The 20949-nt window shown below is 64.1% G+C and carries 22 protein-coding genes; 3 read left to right on the plus strand and 19 right to left on the minus strand.

The window, feature by feature from the left end:
• Position 1: 1 nt before the first annotated feature.
• Positions 2-1816: an aspartate--tRNA ligase gene (aspS, locus tag ACXAJV_RS14725; protein WP_475086187.1), complete on the minus strand. Its 1815-nt coding sequence runs from the start codon at positions 1814-1816 to the stop codon at positions 2-4.
• Positions 1817-2807: 991 nt separating this feature from the next.
• Positions 2808-4340, minus strand: coding sequence for an acyl-CoA carboxylase subunit beta (locus ACXAJV_RS14730; protein WP_475086188.1), 1533 nt, complete (start codon positions 4338-4340; stop codon positions 2808-2810).
• A 160-nt stretch (positions 4341-4500) separates the two neighbouring features.
• Between ACXAJV_RS14730 and ACXAJV_RS14735 the strand changes: the two genes are divergently transcribed.
• Positions 4501-5592 (plus strand): GNAT family N-acetyltransferase, encoded by a 1092-nt coding sequence (locus ACXAJV_RS14735; RefSeq protein ID WP_475086189.1) that lies wholly within the window; start codon positions 4501-4503, stop codon positions 5590-5592.
• Positions 5593-5609: 17 nt separating this feature from the next.
• Here ACXAJV_RS14735 and ACXAJV_RS14740 read toward each other — a convergent pair whose 3' ends face one another.
• The 4 genes from ACXAJV_RS14740 to ACXAJV_RS14755 form a co-directional block, all read right to left on the minus strand.
• Positions 5610-6287, minus strand: a complete 678-nt coding sequence (locus ACXAJV_RS14740; protein ID WP_475086190.1) for a 2OG-Fe(II) oxygenase — start codon at positions 6285-6287, stop codon at positions 5610-5612.
• Positions 6288-6339: 52 nt separating this feature from the next.
• Positions 6340-7107: an ATP12 family chaperone protein gene (locus ACXAJV_RS14745; RefSeq protein ID WP_475086191.1), complete on the minus strand. Its 768-nt coding sequence runs from the start codon at positions 7105-7107 to the stop codon at positions 6340-6342.
• 14 nt (positions 7108-7121) lie between these two features.
• Positions 7122-8543, minus strand: coding sequence for a hypothetical protein (locus ACXAJV_RS14750; protein ID WP_475086192.1), 1422 nt, complete (start codon positions 8541-8543; stop codon positions 7122-7124).
• A 141-nt stretch (positions 8544-8684) separates the two neighbouring features.
• The gene (locus ACXAJV_RS14755; RefSeq protein ID WP_475086193.1) at positions 8685-9377 is read right to left on the minus strand and encodes an HAD-IA family hydrolase; all 693 of its coding nucleotides are present in this window, start codon (positions 9375-9377) and stop codon (positions 8685-8687) included.
• Positions 9378-9484: 107 nt separating this feature from the next.
• On the opposite strand from ACXAJV_RS14755, the gene ACXAJV_RS14760 reads away from it, so the two are divergent.
• Positions 9485-9808 (plus strand): DUF1244 domain-containing protein, encoded by a 324-nt coding sequence (locus ACXAJV_RS14760; RefSeq protein ID WP_475086194.1) that lies wholly within the window; start codon positions 9485-9487, stop codon positions 9806-9808.
• Positions 9809-9834: 26 nt separating this feature from the next.
• Here ACXAJV_RS14760 and ACXAJV_RS14765 read toward each other — a convergent pair whose 3' ends face one another.
• Positions 9835-10827, minus strand: a complete 993-nt coding sequence (locus ACXAJV_RS14765; RefSeq protein ID WP_475086195.1) for an RluA family pseudouridine synthase — start codon at positions 10825-10827, stop codon at positions 9835-9837.
• Positions 10824-11222 (minus strand): fluoride efflux transporter CrcB, encoded by a 399-nt coding sequence (gene crcB / locus ACXAJV_RS14770; protein ID WP_475086196.1) that lies wholly within the window; start codon positions 11220-11222, stop codon positions 10824-10826. The genes ACXAJV_RS14765 and crcB overlap by 4 nt, the downstream gene beginning before the upstream one ends.
• A 512-nt stretch (positions 11223-11734) precedes the next feature.
• On the opposite strand from crcB, the gene ACXAJV_RS14775 reads away from it, so the two are divergent.
• Positions 11735-12418, plus strand: a complete 684-nt coding sequence (locus ACXAJV_RS14775) for a DUF6624 domain-containing protein (RefSeq protein WP_475086197.1) — start codon at positions 11735-11737, stop codon at positions 12416-12418.
• A gap of 2 nt (positions 12419-12420) precedes the next feature.
• On the opposite strand, the gene ACXAJV_RS14780 is transcribed toward ACXAJV_RS14775, so the two are convergent.
• The 11 genes from ACXAJV_RS14780 to secY all read right to left on the minus strand — a co-directional run bounded on the left by ACXAJV_RS14780 (position 12421) and on the right by secY (position 20922).
• Positions 12421-12795, minus strand: coding sequence for a TonB-dependent receptor (locus ACXAJV_RS14780; protein WP_475086198.1), 375 nt, complete (start codon positions 12793-12795; stop codon positions 12421-12423).
• A gap of 82 nt (positions 12796-12877) precedes the next feature.
• Positions 12878-14188 (minus strand): replication-associated recombination protein A, encoded by a 1311-nt coding sequence (locus tag ACXAJV_RS14785; protein WP_475086199.1) that lies wholly within the window; start codon positions 14186-14188, stop codon positions 12878-12880.
• Positions 14189-14232: 44 nt separating this feature from the next.
• On the minus strand, positions 14233-14541 hold the full coding sequence (locus ACXAJV_RS14790; RefSeq protein WP_475086200.1) for a hypothetical protein: 309 nt from the start codon (positions 14539-14541) through the stop codon (positions 14233-14235).
• Between the two features lie 118 nt (positions 14542-14659).
• Positions 14660-14962, minus strand: coding sequence for a hypothetical protein (locus tag ACXAJV_RS14795; RefSeq protein ID WP_475086201.1), 303 nt, complete (start codon positions 14960-14962; stop codon positions 14660-14662).
• 90 nt (positions 14963-15052) lie between these two features.
• Positions 15053-16453 carry a Do family serine endopeptidase gene (locus ACXAJV_RS14800; RefSeq protein ID WP_475086202.1) on the minus strand — a complete coding sequence of 467 codons (1401 nt, stop codon included), beginning with the start codon at positions 16451-16453 and terminating at the stop codon, positions 15053-15055.
• An 89-nt stretch (positions 16454-16542) separates the two neighbouring features.
• Positions 16543-16965, minus strand: a complete 423-nt coding sequence (gene rplQ / locus ACXAJV_RS14805; RefSeq protein WP_271185330.1) for a 50S ribosomal protein L17 — start codon at positions 16963-16965, stop codon at positions 16543-16545.
• Between the two features lie 45 nt (positions 16966-17010).
• Positions 17011-18030 carry a DNA-directed RNA polymerase subunit alpha gene (locus tag ACXAJV_RS14810; RefSeq protein WP_475086203.1) on the minus strand — a complete coding sequence of 340 codons (1020 nt, stop codon included), beginning with the start codon at positions 18028-18030 and terminating at the stop codon, positions 17011-17013.
• A 75-nt stretch (positions 18031-18105) separates the two neighbouring features.
• The gene (rpsK, locus tag ACXAJV_RS14815; RefSeq protein ID WP_138514337.1) at positions 18106-18495 is read right to left on the minus strand and encodes a 30S ribosomal protein S11; all 390 of its coding nucleotides are present in this window, start codon (positions 18493-18495) and stop codon (positions 18106-18108) included.
• Positions 18496-18506: 11 nt separating this feature from the next.
• Complete coding sequence (gene rpsM, locus ACXAJV_RS14820; RefSeq protein ID WP_271185327.1) at positions 18507-18875, minus strand: 30S ribosomal protein S13; 369 nt, start codon at positions 18873-18875, stop codon at positions 18507-18509.
• 143 nt (positions 18876-19018) lie between these two features.
• Complete coding sequence (locus ACXAJV_RS14825) at positions 19019-19585, minus strand: adenylate kinase (protein WP_475086204.1); 567 nt, start codon at positions 19583-19585, stop codon at positions 19019-19021.
• Entirely contained in the window at positions 19582-20922 is a 1341-nt protein-coding gene (secY, locus tag ACXAJV_RS14830) for a preprotein translocase subunit SecY (RefSeq protein ID WP_348507880.1), read from the minus strand. The genes ACXAJV_RS14825 and secY overlap by 4 nt, the downstream gene beginning before the upstream one ends.
• Positions 20923-20949: the final 27 nt, after the last annotated feature.

Consider the following 20949-nt stretch of genomic DNA (forward strand, 5'->3'; position numbering starts at 1 on the left):
CTCAGTCCTTCTTGCTGTCCGGCACCACGGTGCGCAGGTGAAGCTCGCGCAACTGCTTCATCTCCACTTCGGCCGGGGCGTTCATCATCAGGTCGCGGGCCTGCTGGTCCTTCGGGAACATCACCACCTCGCGCAGGTTTTCCACGCCGGCCAGCAGCATGACAATGCGGTCGACACCCGGAGCGATGCCGGCGTGCGGCGGGGCGCCATAGCGGAAGGCGTTCAGCATGCCGCCGAACTCTTCTTCCACCGTTTCGGCGTCGTAGCCGGCAAAGCCGAACGCTTTCAGCATCACGTCCGGGCGGTGGTTCCGTACCGCGCCGGAGGAGAGTTCCACACCGTTGCAGACGATGTCGTACTGGAAGGCCTTGAGCTTGAGCAGCGCGTCCTGGTCGGAACCGTCGAACGTCAGGAATTCGTCCGGATCGACCTGCGGCATCGAGAACGGGTTGTGGGAGAAGTCGATCTTCTTGTTGTCCTCATCCCATTCATACATCGGGAAATCGACAATCCAGCAGAAGCGGAACGTGTTGGTCTCGCACAGGTCGAGTTCGGTTCCGACCACATCGCGGGCCCGCCCGGCGAAGCTGTAGAAATCCTTCGGGTCGCCGGCGGCGAAGAAGACGGCATCGCCGGCTTCCAGGCCCAGCTCCTGGCGCAGGGCCTCGGTGCGCGCCTCGCCGATATTCTTGGCGATCGGACCAGCGCCGACGACCTGGCCCTCTTCCTCGCGCCAGAAGATATAGCCCAGCCCCGGCTGGCCTTCCTTCTGGGCCCAGGCATTCATGCGGTCACAGAAGGCACGGCTGCCACCGGTCTTGGCCGGGATCGCCCAAACCTCGACCTTGGGGTTCTTCTCCAGCATGCCGGCGAAGACCTTGAAGCCGGAACCGCGGAAGGTGTCCGAAACATCGGACATCCTGATCGGGTTGCGCAGGTCCGGCTTGTCGGACCCGTACCAGCGGATGGCATCGAAATACGGGATCTGCACGAAAGGCTCGTCCGGGACATGACGGCCGTCGGCGAACTCGTCGAACAGGCCCTTCATCACCGGCTCGATCACGTCGAACACGTCCTGCTGGGTGGCGAAGCTCATTTCCATGTCGAGCTGGTAGAACTCGCCCGGCGCGCGGTCGGCGCGGGCATCCTCGTCACGGAAACAGGGGGCGATCTGGAAATAGCGGTCGAAGCCGGAGACCATGATCAGCTGCTTGAACTGCTGCGGCGCCTGCGGCAGGGCGTAGAACTTGCCCGGATGCAGACGGGACGGCACCAGGAAGTCGCGTGCACCTTCCGGCGAGGAGGCCGTCAGGATCGGCGTCTGGTACTCGGTAAAACCCTCCTCGACCATCCGGCGGCGGATCGAGTCGATGATTTTCGAACGCAGCACGATGCGCTTGTGCAGGCTCTCACGGCGCAGGTCGACATAGCGGTGCTTCAGACGCACTTCTTCCGACCAGTCCGGCTCGCCGAACACTGGCAGCGGCAATTCCTCGGCCGCCGACTGGATCGACAACTCGGCCAGACGCACCTCGATCTCGCCGGTCGGCAGATTGGCATTCACCGTCTCGGCGGAGCGGGCAATCACCTCGCCCGTCACCGTGATCACGCTTTCCACCCGCAGGCGTTCCAGCGTCGCGAAATGCTCGCTTTCCGGCTCCAGCACGACCTGGGTCAGCCCGTAATGGTCGCGCAGGTCGATGAAGAGCAGACCGCCATGGTCGCGCTTGCGATGGATCCAGCCGGAAATCCGGGCCGTCTGGCCAACATGGTCCTTGCGCAGCTGGGCGCAGGTATGGGTGCGGTATGCGTGCATGGGTAAAGCGTCCGGAAATCGGTGTTAGACAGGTGCCGCGATGTGCCGGTTTGCAGGGTGAAATGTCAAGCTGCACGGGGGGGCGGGCGCAGTTAGGGGCGGTGAGTTCCACGCATGCTGCGTCGCTCGGCTTTGATTCTTCTCCAATTGTCATCCCGGACGGATGCCCGGCGGAGGCCGGGCGCCCGCGAAAGCGGGTGGCCGGGAGAAATACGTAGGTAAGAGAGTGAGAACGCCGCATCAAACACAGTCACCCTGACACCCGCTTTCGCGGGCGCAGGCTTCAGTCAGGGCCCAGTTCATAGGGCCGGGTGACCGCGATCTCGCACTTATCCCGCACATCGCCGGCATTCGACCCGAGCGCACTTGGCCCAAATCTCCCTTTACGATCTGGGTCCTGACCTTCGTCAGGATGACGGTGTGTGGGGCCGGGGCGAAAACTTATCCCCACCCTCTCATTTGCCCTTACCATCGCAGACGGTTTCCGGGATGGGAGGCATGAGCTCAGTCCCTTGTGCCCGGGAGCGTGCGGAGCTCGTCCGCGCCTGGTGGGTGACAGCATCAGGCTCCGGCGTGGCCATCTGCGGGGACACCGGCAAAAAGCTCGACCGGCCCGTGCCTGCAGGTTTCGAGACGGTCCCGCAAGGGACCGGGTAAATCTCCGCGTGCGGGATGCCTCGGGCATCACCACCAAACCTTCAAACGCGGACACGATGTCCGCCGTGCATCCCGCACCCCTCTCATCGCTCCAGGGCGCAAGCCCGTGGAGGATTTCGTGCTGAGCAGGTTTCTTTCCTCCCCATTTGATGGGGAGGTGGATCGCCGCCAGGCGGCGAGACGGAGGGGCGCCGCCTCAGCGGCGATGTGTCAGCGACAGGCTCCACCGCCCCCAGCGCTGACGCGCCGGCCCCTTCGACCCCTCCTTCGCCAAGGCGATGGAGGGCCCACTTCCCCACGGCATGGGGAAGAAAGAGCGGAAAAAGCGCGCGCCCTAGAGCGGAATATTGTCGTGCTTCTTCCAGGGGTTTTCCGCCTTCTTGTTCTTCAGCGTGCGTAGCGCCGAAATCAGGCGTTTGCGGGTGCCATGCGGCATGATGACGTCGTCAATATAGCCGCGGCCGGCCGCCACGAAGGGGTTGGCGAAACGGTCTTCGTATTCCTGCGCATGGGCAGCCATCTTGTCGGCATCGCCCAGATCCTTGCGGTGGATGATCTCGGCGGCGCCCTTGGCACCCATCACGGCGATCTCCGCGGTCGGCCAGGCATAGTTCACATCGCCGCGCAGGTGTTTCGAGCTCATCACGTCATAGGCGCCGCCATAGGCCTTGCGGGTGATGACGGTGAGTTTGGGCACGGTGGCCTCGGCATAGGCGAAGAGGAGTTTGGCGCCGTGCTTGATCAGGCCGCCATATTCCTGCTTGGTGCCCGGCAGAAAGCCCGGCACGTCGACGAAGGTGACGATCGGGATATTGAAGGCATCGCAGAAGCGCACGAAGCGGCCCGCCTTGCGGCTGGCATCGATGTCCAGCACGCCGGCCAGGCTCATCGGCTGGTTGGCGACAAAGCCCACCGGGGCGCCGTCGAGCCGGCCGAAACCGGTGACGATATTGGAACCATAGTCCGGCGCGATCTCGAAGAAATCGCCCTCATCGGCCACCTTCTCGATCAGTTCCTTGATGTCGTAGGGCTTGTTGGGATTGGACGGGACGAGCGTGTCGAGCGATTTTTCCATCCGGTCCGGATCGTCATAGACGGGGCGTTTCGGCGGGGTCTCGCGATTGGACAGCGGCAGGAAATCCACCAGGCGGCGGATCTGCACGATGGCTTCCAGATCGTTCTCGAATGCCCCGTCGGCGACGCCGGACTTTTTCGCATGCACCGAGGCGCCGCCCAGCTCCTCATGGGTGACGGTCTCATTGGTGACCGTCTTCACCACGTCCGGGCCGGTGACATACATGTAGGAGGTGTCCTTCACCATGAAGATGAAGTCGGTGATGGCGGGCGAATAAACATCGCCGCCGGCGCACGGCCCCATGATCATCGAGATCTGCGGCACCACGCCCGAGGCCAGCGTGTTCTGCAGGAAGATGTCGGCATAACCGCCGAGCGAGGCCACGCCTTCCTGGATACGCGCGCCGCCGGCATCGAACATGCCGATGATCGGCGCGCCGTTCTGGATCGCGGCCTTCTGGATCTTGACGATCTTCTGGGCGTGGGTCTCCGACAGCGAACCGCCGAACACTGTGAAATCCTTGGAGAAGACATAGATCAGACGGCCATTGATCGTGCCGTGGCCGGTGACCACGCCATCGCCGGGGATCTTCTTGTCCGCCATGCCGAAATCGACGCAGCGATGCTCGACGAACATGTCCCATTCCTCGAACGAGCCCTCGTCCAGCAGCAGTTCGATACGTTCCCGCGCGGTCAGCTTGCCCTTGGCATGCTGCGCCTCGATCCGCTTCTCACCGCCGCCCATGCGCGCCGCGGCACGCTTGGCATCAAGCTGTTCGATCACGTCTTTCATGGGCTCGGGCCCCTTCCCCAATATTTTTTCGACCGGAAAACGGTTGTCGTCCGTTCGATAGCAGACCCGTCTGGCCCAGAGCAATCGAGCCGCTGCTCAGGCCGGGTGCGGGGCGCGGAACTTGCAGGCGGTTTGGGGGGTATGGAATGGGTCGCAGCCGATGACACCGCAGTGGAATGCGGACCTGGTCAGGATCGACGCGCTGAGCGCGCGCCAGCGGGCCGCATGGACGGCCATGCAAGAGGGCAATCAGGCCTGCGCCTCCCCCTATTTCACGCTGGAATTCGCCGAGACCATGGCCGCATCCCGCGACGATACCCGTGTGCTGGCCCTGAGCCGCAATGGCGCGCCTGGCGGCTTTTTGCCCTTGCACCTGACCCGATCCCGCATCGCCCGGCCGATCGGCGCCGCGCTGGGCGATCATCATGGCCTGATCACCGACGCGCCGGATTTCGACTATCGCCCCCTGCTGGCCCAGGCCGGGATCAAGGCCTTCCTATTCGGCGGCGGGCTGGCCGGGCAGACCGCACTACGCGAAGCGGCAGGTGCGCCGCCGGAAGCCTCCTGGGTGTCCGATCTGTCGGACGGCTATGACGCGCTGATCGCCGATTGTACGGCGGCCGATGCCAAGGCGATGCGGAACATCCGCGCCCGCCAGCGCAAGCTGGCCGCACTGGATGCCGATGTGGTGATCCGTATCGATGACCGCCGCCCGGCCGCCCTGGACCAATTGATCGCGGCCAAGCGCGGGCAATACCGCCGCACAGGGGCGCTGGACGTGTTCGGCGTGACCTGGACACGCCAGGTCATCGAGACACTTTTTCACCGGACCACGCCGGCGCTGAAGGGTGTGCTCTCGACGCTGGAGATCGATGGCGAACTCGCCGCCGCGCATTTCGGCATGCGCACACCGCAGGTGCTGCACTACTGGTTTCCGGTCTTCTGGCCGCGCCATGCCGGCATCGGGCCCGGGCTGACCCTCTATCTGGAAATCGCCCGCCAGCTGGCGGATGACGGGCTGACGGCGATCCATCTCGGCCCCGGCGAGTATGATTTCAAGAAACGCCTCGCCAATGCGCACTTCGACGTTGTCTCAGGCCAGATCCGCCACCCCTCCCTGACCGGGGCGGTGTTGGCGGCAGGCTGCAAGCTGGAGGCGGTGACCGGCCGGCTGCCCCTGGGCCGAGCCGCGCGCTGGCCTGGCCGGGCAATACATCGGCTCGATAAATGGGCAGCCCTGCACGCGCTTTAGTGCACCGCCCGCCGGCGTTACTGGAACGGGTTCAGCTTTTTCAGGAAGTATTGCAGCCCGCCGCGCTTTTCCTTGCGGTCGAGCTCCTCCTGGGAGGTCAGGAAGGTGGTCTGCACCACATAGCGCTCGCCCTCGAAGGGCAGATGGCCGTGCCAGGAATGATCATCGCGCAGGAAGGCGAAGACATAGCCGGCCAGCGGCGGCACTTCCTCGGTGAAATCCTCGAAATCCTTCGGACCGTTCAGCACCCGGATACAGCCCGCACCGGTGCCGTCCCACTCGGCATTGAGATAGGTCAGCATGGTCAGGATTTTCGACTTGGAGTCGTTGTGGATCGGCCCGTCGGACAGCTGAGAGAGCCGGCGCACGGTGATCATGCGCGGCTTTTCGGTGAAGTCGACGCCGAACTTGTCGGTCAGCACCTGGGCCAGTTCCGCGGAGTTGAGGTCGTCCATCAGGCGCTTGAACTCGCCGCTCGCTTCCAGCTTGGACAGCGGCAGATAGCCCGGCTTGTTGATGACGGGATAATCGCGGCGCACATCGGCCGCCTCGCCGGCGCTCAGCGCGCCCTCGGCGACAAAATAGTTATAGGGCGTGTTGCGCATGCTGGCAGAGCGCAGCGCATCGAAATTCAGCATGCCGCCGGGACCGGTCTTTCCGCCCATGTCCGGCTCTGAAATCGTCATGTCGGCCATGATACCCAACTCCGGTAATTTCACCGCAACACTATAGGAGCAGCGACAGGCTTCAAGCCGCGCCGTCCGCGTCCAATGCACGCAGCATGGCGTCCACCGCGACCAGCTCCGCCTTCAACAGAGCCAGGCGATGAGCAGCTTCGGCATCCTCGCCCCATCGTCCGGCCTGCCACGCTTCATCGACGCTGGACAGGGCAAAGGCCTCGCCACCATCGATCTCGCCGTGCAGGAGTGCCAAGCCCAGAACAGCCGAACCGGTCACCGCCGTCGCATGCGCCAGCGCCGTGAGCCGCCACTGATCCTGCTCGCCCGCAATCGCCATCACACGCTGCAGCGCGACCGGATCCTGATCGACAGGCAGGATACCGGTCGCGGCAACGAAATGCGCGCCCAGGACACGCTCGGCCCAGGCCAGCATGGGATCCCAGGCCGCAGCCTGTGCCGCGACGAGTTCCTGTGGTTCGGGTGCCCGGAAACACACCAGATCGGTGGAGGCATATCTGGTGACTTCCGCCACGGTTTCCGCGTGGGCCAGCTCCATACGGTCCAGCGCCACGAAGCACAGGCGCGTGACCGGCATGGCAGGCGCGTCGATCCGCTCGCCCTGGGACGCCCATTCTTCGGCGATCAGCTCCGCGAGAGCCTTCGAGGGCAGGCTCAGCGTCTTCTTCGCCGGCGTCTTCACGCCGCGGCCGTCCAGGCACACCGCCCAGCCGCCCTGGCCGCCCTCCACCGTCACGGTCTCGTAGAAGCGCTTGGGACGGGCATCCTCCGCCTCGGGGAGGCGCACGCCAGGCTTGGTCTCGTATTTCTCGCTCATGCGACACCTCGCAGCTAGGGCTGCGGCCGATAGACATAGAAGTGCCGTTCGACCGCGTCTCGCTGGGCGATATAACGATCCCGGCCACCTGCAGCACCCTCCCGCAACAGTACGTATTGCGCACAGCCTGCTCCGGCAGCCGCACGGGAGATCGGACTGACGAGACGCTCGAACGCCGGCACCGACAGCGTATCGGCCGGATAGGGCAGGCTGGCGGGAAAATCCGGGTCCGCACGGTCGGCATCGCTCAAAGCGAACGGGCCGTCCGGCGCCCGCAGCTGGATGCCGGCCTCGGACAGGCGGATATCGAAGAGATAGCCGGGTGCACCGCCATGCGGGCTGGCCGTCGGCGCGACGGGAAGACAGGGCGGAAGTCCCAGCGGCATGCGATCGTCCGGCACAGGTGCGCCGCGCTGTTCGAGAAGGGCGGCCAGACGCGCCAGCTCCGCCTCTGTTTCCGCGAGCCGGGCGCGAAGGTCCGTTTCGGCCGCTTCATGCGCCGCGGCGGCAGCATCCGCCATATCATCCGGCACGTCCGGGGCTCCGCCGGTTTCGGGCTCCGCCGCGCGGGCCTGTTCAAGGTCGAGGGACAGCTGTAGCGCCTGTGCGGCCAGCGCCTCGTATTCCGCCCGCAACTCAGACAACTCGCCGGACACGGCATCGACCTGCGCCTGCCGGGCCAGGCCCAGCGCATCGAAAAGACGCTCTCGCGACTGAGGAATGGCCAGCGCGGCCGCCGCAGCGAGCAGCAGCACCAGCGCAAGCAAGCCGAGCGTCCGGCACAAGCGGCACGGTACGGGCTCGGGCCCGTCACCGTCTATCGGTGCCTTCGGCAGATAGATGCTGTCGAAGAGATGGCGGATCAGCGCGTCTTCATCGCGGTGGGTTTTTGCGTCGGCCTTGAAGGCGGTGAAATAGAGATCTTCATACTTGTCGACGGCCGGTTGTTCCCGGCGGATGACGAAATAGGTGTGCAGCGGCGCATTCTCGAAGGCCGGAACGCAGCCATGCGCCATGTGGGTCAGGGCGGCCGGCGCAATGTTGGACGTCTTGAAAAAGACGAAACACTCCAGCGCGTAGGGCCCGGGGCGCTTTTCGCTGAACTGCTTGCCGATCGCCTTGGCGATCTCCTCTTCCCGCCTCTGGCGGATATCGGGCAGGTAGGACGGCCGGTCGGCGAGCGACTTGTTCAACCCCTTCAGCTTCCGGGCCCAGCTCCGGGCGGCCCAGTAGTACTTGCTGCCTTCCCAGGACAGGGCGAGGAATTCGTCGCTGACACTGGCTTCGACATGCCGGTCTTCCCAGTAGCCCGGTGTCCCGCGCTCTTGGACGGCCTTGTCGATCCGGGTCTTGAGCAATTCGAAACGCGCGGCCTGTGACGGGGCCGCCGCGGTCGAACGCAACCAGGATTCAGCACTGATTGAGCTTGTTCCCACCCCGGCCTCCCCGATTCGGCAGGTCCGACAGTGTTACGAACCTTGGGTAGCAGAGGCAAGCGGGCCGATGGGGCAGGCTCGCGGAACCGGCGGGCAGCCCGTCAGCCCGTCAGCCCGTCAGCCCGTCAGCCCGTCAGCCCGTCAGCCCGTGATCGCAACGCGTTCGGAGAAATGGTCCAGCGCCCGGTTCAGTGCGTCGAAGTCGTGATGCACATCATGGGCACCGCCCCCGCGGATCTCGTCCTCGGTGTGAAAGCCCCAGCTGACACCCAGCGTGTGAACCCCGGCATTGCGGCCCATCTCCATGTCGAAGGAGGTATCGCCGATCATCACCGCCTGGTGCGGATCGGTGCCCGTCTCCTTCATCGCATCCAGAACCATGCGCGGATGGGGCTTTCCGGCGCCACCATCGACCGTCTGGAAGGTATCGAAATAGCGGTGCAGATCGTGATGGCCGAAGACGATGTCGAGGCCCCGCCGGGCCTTGCCCGTCGCCACGCCCAGAAGCCAGCCCTCGCCGGCAAGGCGCTCGATCGTCTCGCGGGCGCCCTCATAGAGCTTCTCCTGGAAGCCGGTTTCAGCGCGCTGCTCGACGAAGGCTTCCTTGTACCAAGTCGCCAGGTGCGGGATGCGCTCGGCCGGATAGTCCGGCGGCGCCAGGCGCATGATCGCCTCGGTCAGCTCCAGTCCGACGATCGTGCGCGTCCGGTCATACTCGATGGGCGGCAGGCCGGCGCGCTCGAAGGCCCGCGCCATTGCCCGCTGGATCACCTGGCGGCTGTCGACGATGGTCCCGTCAATATCCCAGATAGCGAGTTTCAGATCGGACGGCATGGGCACTCCCGCAACAGCTTCACGGGCTCGTTAGGCGGCGTTCGCCGGCTTGGCAAGCCGGGGGCCGCTCATGCTAGCTATGCGCAAACCCGCGAGGACGAACGCCCATGACCCATACCAACGACCTCACCGACGCCCAGCGCACCGAACTGGACGCCGCCGCCTTCCGCCGGCTCCTGGCGCATCTGGACGATCACAAGGAGGTCCAGAATATCGACCTCATGCTGCTCGCCGACTTCTGCCGCAACTGTCTGGGTGACTGGTGGCGCGAAGCGGCAGCCGAACGCGGCATCGATTTGTCCAAGGCTGATGCCCGGGCCCGCGTCTACGGCATGGATCCCGACGACTGGAAAGCGCAATACCAGACCGAAACAAGCCCGGAAAAGCTGGAAGCCTTCAAGGCCAAACAGGCGGCAAAAGCCGGCAGCTGACGGTCAACCGTCCGCCGGAACCAGCCCTAGGCCAGCTCATCCTCGACGCGTGTCTCGTCGATCTCGTTGGCAAAGAAACCCAGCGTGTCGAAAATCTTCTGGGTCGGCTTGGGCAGATCCGCAGTGAGTACCAGCGGCGCCCCCTTGTCCCGCGGGATCTCCAGCTGTCTGGCATGCAGGCAGAGACGCCGGTCGAGATCCTCCGGGGCCGGTCGGTCGCAGGTATATTTGCGGTCGCCAAGAATGGCATGCCCCATCGCGGCAAGATGGACCCGCAGCTGGTGGGTGCGGCCGGTCACCGGGCGCAGCGCGACCCAGCTGGCTTTCTGGCCAGCTTCGGCGACGACGGTATAGCGGGTAAGCGCGTGGCTTGCACCGGGATCGCCATGCGACGCGGCAACCATCGTCTCGCGCTCGGCATCACCGCCGGCGCCGCCGGCTTTCTTCATGAAGCCCTTGATCTCGCCCTGTTTCGGCTTGGGCACGCCCAGGGCAATGGCCCAGTATGTCTTCTTCGTGCGGTGAGACTGGAAAGCCTTGGCCAGCTTGGCCGTGGCCTTGGGGCCCTTGCCGACGATCAGGACGCCGGAGGTATCCTTGTCCAGCCGGTGCACCAGGCGCGGCCGGTCGAGACCCGTGCCGAAGGCGTCCAGCAGGCCATCGAGATGCCGCTGGGTCTTCGACCCGCCCTGCACGGCCAGGCCTGCGGGCTTGTTGAAGGCGATCAGTTCGTCGTCCTCGTAGATCACGAGGGATTTCACGAAGGCGGTATCTTCGGCCGACAGAGACGGCCGGGCCGGTTTCTCGCCCGGTTCCGGCAGCGGCGGAACCCGCACTTCCTGGCCTTCGGAAACACGGCTATCCCCCTTAACCCGGCCGCCATCGACACGGATCTGCCCCTTGCGGCAGAGCTTCTGTACCATCGTCGCGGGGACGTGCGGAAAGCGCCGCTTGAACCAGCGATCGACGCGGGAGCCATCTTCGGACGGCTCGACCTTCAGGGTTTGAACGCCACTCATGTCAGTACCTTGCGCATGATGATCAGCCCGGCGAACACCGCCCCGAGGGCCAGCACAACCGATCCCGCCGCATAGCCGAACGCCAACGCATAGGCCTTGCGTTCGATCATCGTGGCGAGCTCCAGGGAGTAGGCCGAGAAGGTGGTGAAGCCACCAAGAAATCCAACAGCACCCGCCAGTCTGATATACTGGTCGGCCTCACCCCGCCCCGCCAGGGCGAGCCAGCCGACCAGGAGGCCCATCGCCAGACCGCCAACGACATTCACGGCCAGCGTTCCCCAGGGCAGGCCCAGCGGCATTTGCGGTCCCAGCCAGCGCAGCGCCGCCTGACCGACAAGATGCCGGGACACGGCACCGCCCGCGCCGCCCGCTGCGATGAGAAGGAGATGGTTCATACGCCGCTCGATAGGACGGGTCCGCCGGATTGGCAAGCACGGCAGCAGGACGGGTCGCCCATGACATTTCGGAATGCGACAAAACAACCCACATTGACATATGAAATCCATTTAATCTTGCATTTTTGCATGGCAACTCTGGCAAAACGTCCATTGTGAAACCTGGCTAAGTCCTTATTTACCAAGCCGCGAACCGGGACGGCCGGCTCGCCAAGACCAAAGGACTTATGCTGATGACCCGCGTTTCTTCGACCCTCTCGACGGTGATCAACATCCTGTTCGTGGCCGGTGTGTTTGGGGCCATGACGATCGCGCTTTCCAGCGCCCTCGCCTAATCCCTACCCCCATCAGGCTTCGATCCGCCGACCGGCTCCCCCTCACACGCCGGAGGCCCAGGATCGCCCGACCCAACGAATGCGGGTGCTGCTCCAGCGGCGCCCGCTTTTGTTTTGGGCCCTTGGCACATCGCCGCGAGCCCCTAGACTGGCGCCGGAAACCCCGGAGTCGCCGCCATGAAACTCGTCGCCCTTGCCGCCCTTCTTGTCCTGCAGGATGCGACGCCGTCCGATCCGTCCCCCGAGGACACGGCCGAGACTGTTCAGGCGGAACCCACGGATGCCCCCACCCTGATCGCCCGCACGGAGAGCCGCTGGGACGCCTGGAGCGGGCTAGTCGGCGAGCTGGCCTCGCGAACCGCCCGGGAACGCTTTGCCGCCGACCTCGTCTACCCGGTCATCGCCCGTGACGATCTGGAAGACGGGGCCCGCGGCCCGATCATGCAGGCCGGCCAGGACCGCATCGACGCGCTGGTCGACGAAAACACCGACTGGGCGGCCGCGCAGCTCGAGGCGGAGACCTTCATCGAGTTCCACGATCTCCAGCCGCGCGCTGCACGGGACTTGCTCCGCATGGCGCGGCGCGACGAGGCCCATCTGGGCGCCGTGGTCGCCGCCCTGGAGCCGGTCGCCCTCGCGGGCGGGCATGACAGTGCCGACTTTGCTGCCCTGGCCGACCGGCTTGCCGTCAGCGAGAACCGCCCGCAGCCCTACGGTACCCAGGCCCATTGCGTCGACGGCACCATCACCCTCCACGAAATCGCCGATCCCGACACGCTGGACACCCGCCGCGAGGCCATCGGCCTCGGCGCCCTCGACCGCGAAGCGGCGGAAGGTGCGGACTGCGAGGCGGAGGGATAAGCTCAGACCTTCGTTCGCAGGCTCAGCACGAGTATCAGCAGCACCGAAACGACGGCTCCGATCGAGGCCAGCCCCAGGACCGGTCCCAGCGCAGCTTCGGTCGCGAGATGACCGTACAGCATGTACAGCGCAACGATCATCGCCAGGGCCGCAAGGTGGTGGAGCCCGGTCTGTATCCAGGCGAGAAGTCCCGTGGCCAGTCCGAATACGCGGTAGATCAGGGCCCACAGCACCGAGACAGCACCGCCCAGCAGCATGATGTGAGCATGCGTCGGCATCTGCGTGTGATCGCCCGTCCGGCCCATATGCTCACCCAGCAACATGCCGGCGAGCAGCCAGAGCAGACCAATGGTCAGGTGTATCCGTGCAGGTGTCATGTTTGTCCCCCCAGACTTGTGTGCGCCTACGGTTCCGATTTTTCCGAAACATGGCAAGAGGGAAACATTACGGCGCGGGGTCCTACCCGCCCCGCCGCGCGTCCCGCAGGGCGCGCCAGCGTTCCAGGCGCTCACGGATCGACGCCTCGCGGCCGCGGTCTTTCGGCTCATAGAGCACCGGGCGGTCGTTCATCTCGTCGGGGAAATAATCCTGGCCGGACACGCCACCCTCGACATCATGATCATACTCATAGCCCTTGCCATATCCCTGCTGCTCCATAAGCTTGGTCGGAGCGTTGAGAATATGCGCCGGCGGCATCAGCGAGCCCGTCTCCTTGGCGAGCCGACGCGCCCGCTTGTAGGCGACATAGACGGCATTGGACTTGGGCGCGGTAGCCAGATGCACCACCGCATGGGCCAGCGCCAGCTCGCCTTCGGGCGAGCCCAGGCGCTCATACGTACGGGCGGCTTCGTTGGCGATCATCAGGGCCGTGGGATCGGCGATGGCGATCTCTTCTGACGCCATGCGCACCAGACGGCGCGCCAGGAAAAGCGGATCCTCGCCACCTTCCAGCATGCGCGCAAACCAGTAGAGGGCTGCATCCGGATCAGAGCCGCGCACCGATTTGTGGAGCGCGGAGATGAGATTGTAGTGCTCCTCGCGATCCTTGTCGTAGGCTGTCGCCCGCTTGTTGAGAAGCTGAGCCAGGGTTGCGGCATCGACGGGCGTATCCGGATCGAAGGTGAAAGCCTCCTCGACGAGGTTGAGCAGATAGCGCCCGTCCCCGTCGGCCATGGAGCGCAGCGTGGTCCGCGCGCCGTCGTCGAGCGGCAGCGCGCGGCCCATTTCCGTCTCGGCGCGGGCGATCAGCTGGTCGAGGCCCGCATCGTCCAGGCGTTTCAGGACCAGGACCTGGCAGCGCGACAGCAAAGCCGCATTGAGCTCGAAGGGGGGATTCTCGGTTGTCGCACCGACAAGCGTGACGGTCCCCTCTTCCACGACCGGCAGGAAACCGTCCTGCTGGGCCCGGTTGAAGCGGTGGATCTCGTCAACAAAGAGCAGTGTACCCCGGCCGGCTGCCCGGCGGGCCCGGGCACGCTCGAAGGCTTTTTTCAGGTCGGCCACACCGGAGAAAACCGCCGAGAGAGGCTCGAACTCTAGATCGCTGTCCTCGGCCAGCAGGCGCGCGATCGTCGTCTTGCCGACGCCGGGCGGTCCCCACAGGATCAGCGAGGCCAGACGGCCCTGCGCCCGCATCCGGGCGATCGGCCCGGTACCCGTAAGCAGATGATCCTGGCCGACGACTTCGTCGAGGGTTTTCGGGCGCAGCCGGTCGGCCAGAGGTCGCGGTGCGCTCTCTTCAAGGCCGGCAGATTGGAACAGATCGGTCATGACGCAAGAATGCCATGAACCGACCCGCTTCGCTTACACCCTTATCAGTCCGGACTACATGCAGCGCCGCTGCTGCAAATGCCGCCCTGGCGATGGATCCGGCGCATCGACTCGCGTGCAGCGTCGAGCATTTCCGCGTTTTCCTCACCGCACTCATAGACAGTTCGGGTCCGCATTCCGGTCATAGGACGCTCCCGGCATTCGCCGGCCTCGATCATCGCCTGCAAATGCAGTTGCTCCTCAAGCTCTGCCTGCCGAAGCGCTTCCTGCTCTTCAGGCGAGGTGATGCATCCCGACAGCATCGACGCACACCACACAGATGCAACGACAGACACGACGCGAACATGTTTCATTGCTCTATCCCTCCGTTTTGTGACCACACGGAGTGGGAGAGTGACGCGCCCTGACGCCGATGTAAATCAATACGAAACCGGAAGTCGCATGCCGTGAAACAGTCTACCGATATGCAGGTCAGCACCCGGCATTCTCCCCACCGCACAAGCCCCCCTGCCGGTGTATGCGACGCATCGACTCCCGCGCAGCATCGATCTGGTCGGCATTTTCCTCGCCGCATTCATAGACGGTCCGGGTCCGCTGACCGGTCATCGGGCGCTCGCTGCATTGCCCCGCCTCGATCATTGCCTGGAGCCGCAACTGCTCTTCATACTCGGCCTGGCGCAGCGCCTCCTGCTCCTCCGGCGAAGTAATACATCCTGCCAAGACCAGCACACCCAGCGCCGCCCCGGCCATTCTCGCGATCTGGATCACATTCATTGACGCCCTCCCCGACAACTTCCTGTTAGACGGGAGCATCGTGCACGTTCCAGACATGGCTGTAAATGCCAATCGAGGCCGGGCTGGCCGTCAATATAGACGCAGAGTCGTCTCGTGACGGCGGCCGCGGCGCTCGATCACCACAGGCCACAGACGTTCACCATCCTTGCGGCCGACAATGTCCGCGACATCGTCGAGTTCGTCGACCCGCTCGCCCATCACCTCGACCAGCCGGTCGCCGGGACGGAAGCCGAACCGTGCAGCAACGGAACGCCGCGTCACGCGGGAGACGATTACCCCATCCATGAAGGGATCAATGCCCACACGTTCGTTGAAGGCCGGCGACATCTGCACCAGCGAGACGCCGGTCAGCGGGTTGCGGCCGGAGATTTCCAGCGGCGCGGGATCCCGGTCCCCCGGTGCCGCGACAACCGGAATATCGAGAGTAACCTCCTGCCCGTCGCGCAGCACGGTGAACTCTGCTTCCTCGCCGGCCGCGCGTGTTGCCAGGCGAAAACGCACACCGGATTCGTCATTGATGTCCCGGCCGTCCACTGCCAGCACGATATCCCCCTGCCGCAGGCCCGCCTCGTCAGCAGCGGCCTCCGGATAGACGTCGTTGACCAGTGCGCCGCGCGGCCGGGACAGGCCGAGGGCCTGGGCCAGATCGCTGTCGACACGCTGCAGGCGCGCGCCCAGCCAGGGCCGGACCAGCTCACCCTCGCCCAGCGCCGTATCGACGACACGGCGCACCATTTCGGCAGGGATGGCGAAGCCGATCCCGTTGGAACCGCCCGAGCGCGAGAAGATCATCGTGTTCACGCCGACAAGTTCGCCATCCATGTCAACCAGCGCGCCGCCGGAATTGCCGGGATTGATCGCCGCATCGGTCTGGATGAAGGAGCCGAAATCGGTTTGCCCCACATCGGTGCGGGCCAACGCGGAGACGATGCCGGAGGTGACGGTCTGTCCGACACCGAACGGGTTGCCGATCGCCAGCACCAGATCGCCGACCTCGATATCACCGCTCATGTCGAGCGGCATGACCGGGAGAGGCTCGTCGGTGTTCACCCGCAGCACGGCGAGATCTGTGGCCTCGTCGGTGAGCAGGATCTCCGCCTCGAATTCGCGCCGGTCGGCCAATACCACCCGAAGTTCGTTCGCGCCGTCCACCACGTGATTATTGGTCACGATGACGCCGGAGGAATCGACGATCACGCCGGAGCCGAGCGAATTCTGCTCGCGCGGCTGGCTGCGGAACATGCGCGAAAAGAACGGGTCGTTGGCAAAGGGGTGCTGGGACTGCACGACACGGCGGCTGTAGACATTCACCACCGCCGGTGCGGCTTCGCGCACCACAGGCGCAAAGGAGAGCTGCATATCGCCCCGGCTTTCGGGGACGACACGGTCCTGACTGCCGGCAAAGGGAATGTCCTGCGCGAAGGCTGGCGAACAGGCGATGAGCGAGGCGATGAGGACGTGTCTGATCATGGCTTCCACTTAGGCACAGCTGAGACAAGAAAAAAGGCGGCATTGCATCAGCAAAGCCGCCTTCTTCTGAACGTGCAATGACCGGGATCTTACTCCTCAGTCATGCCTTCTTCTGCTTCCAGACGCGCACGGTCGACAGCGCCCTTGGCAGCCGGGTCGCGATCGACAAGTTCGATCACAGCCATCGGCGCATTATCGCCATGACGGAAGCCGGCCTTCAGCACGCGGGTGTAACCACCATTGCGCTCGGCATAGCGGCCACCCAGGGTGTCGAACAGCTTCTTGACCTGGTCCTCATTGCGGACACGGGACATGGCCAGACGACGACCGTGGATATCACCGCGCTTGGCCAGAGAGATGAGCTTGTCCATGAACGGAGCCAGCTCCTTCGCCTTGGGAAGGGTGGTGACGATTTGCTCGTGCTCGATCAGCGAGGCGGCCATATTGGCCAGCATCGCCTTGCGGTGCGAGTGCGTGCGGTTCAGTTTGCGATGTGCGATGCCGTGACGCATGGCTATATCTCCTCAGGTCCGGTTCGGGTGCCTCCCGGCAGCCGCCTAGACGTGATCCTCAAAACGTTTGGCCAGATCCTCGATGTTCTCCGGCGGCCAGTTCGGCGCTTCCATACCCAGGTGCAGACCCATCTGGGCGAGAACTTCCTTGATCTCGTTAAGCGACTTGCGGCCGAAGTTCGGGGTGCGGAGCATTTCCGCCTCGGACTTCTGGATCAGGTCGCCGATGTAGACGATATTGTCGTTCTTCAGGCAGTTCGCCGAACGCACCGACAGTTCCAGCTCGTCGACCTTGCGCAGAAGCGCCGGGTTGAAGTCGAGCTCGGGCTTGTCGTCCTCGGCCGGACGCGCCTCGACAGCTTCCTCGAAGTTGATGAAGATCTGGAACTGGTCCTGCAGGATGCGCGCAGCAAAAGCAACGCTGTCTTCCGGCGTGACGGTTCCGTCAGTCTCGATCTCGAGCGTCAGCTTGTCATAGTCAAGAACCTGGCCCTCACGGGTGTTCTCGACCTTGTACGACACGCGCTTGACCGGGCTGAACAGCGAGTCGACACCGATCAGGCCGATCGGGGCGTCTTCCGGACGGTTCCGCTCGGACGGTACATAGCCCTTGCCGGTGTTGACCGTGAACTCCATGCGGATTTCCGCACCCTCGTCGAGCGTACACAGGATCAGATCCTTGTTCACGATCTCGACGTCGGCGGTCTCTTCGATATCACCAGCAGTGACAATGCCCGGACCGGACTTCTTCAGGACAACCCGCTTGGGGCCTTCGCCATGCATGCGCAGGGCGATCTGCTTGATGTTCAGGACGATGTCGGTGACGTCTTCACGCACACCGTCGATCGACGAGAACTCGTGCACCACGCCGTCAATGTGGACATTCGTCACGGCTGCGCCCTGCAGCGAGGACAGCAGCACGCGGCGAAGCGCATTGCCGAGCGTCATGCCGAAGCCGCGCTCCAGCGGTTCCGCGACGATCTTCGCCTGACGTTCCGGGTCGTGCCCCGGCTCGATTTCCGGCTTCATCGGGCGGATAAGTTCCTGCCAGTTCTTCTCGATCACGTTCCTACTGCCCCTTCATCAGCCGCCCGGCCCCTGGCCGGCGGCGCGTTCAACAGGCGAAATGCGCGCCGCGTATTAGACGCGGCGGCGCTTCGGCGGACGGCAGCCGTTGTGCGGTATCGGCGTGACGTCCTGGATGGTGGTGATGGTGAAACCCACCGATTGCAACGCACGCAGCGCGCTTTCGCGCCCCGAACCCGGGCCCGAGACCTTCACTTCGAGGGTCTTCATGCCGTGCTCGATTGCCTTCTTGCCAGCGTCTTCTGCAGCCATCTGGGCCGCATACGGGGTCGACTTGCGCGATCCCTTGAAGCCCATGTGACCAGCGGACGACCAGGAAATCGCATTGCCCTGGGCGTCGGTGATGGTCACCATGGTATTGTTGAAGCTGGCATTCACGTGGGCGACGCCCGACGTGATGTTCTTACGCTCGCGCCGCTTAACGCGGCTCGGTTCCTTAGCCATAGTTCAGGGCCCTACTTCTTCTTGCCGGCAATCGGCTTGGCGGGACCTTTGCGCGTACGCGCATTGGTGTGAGTGCGCTGGCCGCGGACCGGAAGGCCGCGACGGTGGCGCAGGCCACGATAGTTGCCCAGGTCCATCAGGCGCTTGATGTTGACCGCCACCTCACGGCGCAGATCCCCTTCCACGAGATGATCACGATCGATCACTTCACGGATTTGCAGGATTTCTGCGTCATTCAGGTCGGCAACGCGGCGCTCCGGAGCGATGGAAACCTGCTCGCAGATCTCCTTCGCCTTGGCCGGGCCAATGCCGTGGATATAGCGAAGCGCGATTTCAACGCGCTTATTCGTCGGAATATTGACGCCGGCAATACGGGCCACTTTCCATCTCCCAATTCAGAACGCCGTTCGCGGACGACCCAATGGGCAACCTTTCGGTCGCCGCATGAGCTCGCCCGTTTCGCGAAGGGCGCTATCTACAGTCAGCGTTGCCGCCCCGTCAATGGGGTTGCAACAGGTGTGTGTCACTTCGTGTCCAGTGCCGCAGCAATTCTCGCCGCGACGTCTTCCATCGACCCCATGCCCTCGACTTCCTTCAGCTTGCCTTGAGCGGCATAGAAGGGAAGCAGAGGCGCGGTCTGATCCTGATAGGCTTTCAGGCGCACCTTGAACGCGTCGATATTGTCGTCGGCACGTCCTTCTTCGGCCGCACGCTTTTCCATGCGTGCGACAAGTTCCTGATCATCCACCAGAAGGCGGACAACCGCATCGACCTGTGCACCGCGCTTCTCGAGCGCCGCATCCAGAGCTTCAGCCTGGGCGACCGTGCGCGGGAAACCGTCGAAAATGGCGCCGCCAGCCGATTCGGTCTCTGGCAGGCGCTCTTCGATCAGCTCGATAACGATCTCGTCAGGCACCAAGTTCCCGCCATCGACGATGGCCTTTACCCGGTTGCCGAGTTCGGAACCGGACGCAATCGCCGCGCGCAGCATGTCACCGGTCGACAGCTGGACCCAGCCGCGATCGGAAACGAGTTTCTTGGCTTGCGTACCCTTGCCACAGCCCGGCGGTCCGAACAGGATGATGTTCATCGTTTGCGCCCCCGCAGTTTCGATTTCTTGATCAGCCCTTCATACTGGTGCGCCAGCAGGTGGGACTGGATCTGGGAAATCGTGTCCATCGTCACCGATACAACGATGAGGATGGACGTACCGCCAAGCGCGATCGCTGCACCGCCGCCCATCAGCATGGGAACCATGCAGATGACGACCAGGTAAATCGCGCCGATCAGGGTCAGGCGGGACAGCACGAAATCGATATATTCCGCGGTCCGCTTGCCCGGACGGATGCCCGGCAGGAAGCCGCCATACTTGCGCAGATTGTCCGCAGTATCTTCCGGATTGAAGACGACGGATGTGTAGAAGAAGCAGAAAAAGACGATCATCGCCGCATACATCGTCAGGAAGAGCGGCGAGCCCTGGCCGAGATAGGCGACCACGGTCTGCAGCCATTCCGGTCCCGACTGCTGCTGGAAGCTGGCGGCCGTTGCCGGCAGGAAGAGCAGCGACGACGCAAAGATCGGCGGGATCACGCCCGCAGTGTTCAGTTTGAGCGGCAGGAAGGAGGTATCGCCTCCGACCATGCGATTGCCCTGCTGGCGCTTGGGGTACTGCACCAGAAGCCGGCGCTGGGACCGCTCGATGAAGACCACCAGAACCAGGCCGGCCAGCACCAGGAGGATGCCGCCAAAGAAGACCGGCGCTGCAAGGGCGCCCGAAGCCGCCTGGCTCAGCGCACCGCCGAGCAGGCCCGGCACGGCCGAGATGATACCGGCGAAAATGATCAGCGAGACGCCATTGCCCACGCCGCGCGACGTAATCTGCTCACCCAGCCACAAGAGCAGCATGGTGCCGCCGACCAGGGTGATCACCGTCGAGGCGATGAAGAAGGGTCCCGGATTGATGGCCATGGTCAGGCCGTCGGCGTTCGGCGTATTCATACCGATCGCGATCGCAAAGGCCTGTCCGGCCGCCAGCAGCACCGTCAGATAACGCGTGTACTGGTTGATCTGCTGGCGCCCCTGTTCGCCCCCTTCCTTCTTGAGCTTTTCAAGACTCGGAATGGTGGCGGACATGAGCTGCATGATGATCGAGGCCGAGATGTACGGCATCACGTTCAGCGCGAAGATCGCCATGCGTTCAACGGCACCGCCGCCGAGCGTATTGAACATGTTCAGGATCCCGCCCTGAAACTGTTCAAATACACGCGCATACTGGACCGGATCGATCCCCGGGATCGGCACGAAGGTACCGATCCGGTAGACGATCAGAATCCCGATCGTGAACAGAATACGTTGTTGCAGCTCCTTCGCCTTGGCGAAGGAGCTGAAATTCATGTTCGCAGCAAGCTGTTCGGCAGCTGAAGCCATAAAGTCGTCCCCGAAAGGTCAGCGTGA

The sequence above is a fragment of the Maricaulis sp. ABE4_448 genome (assembly GCF_056160825.1).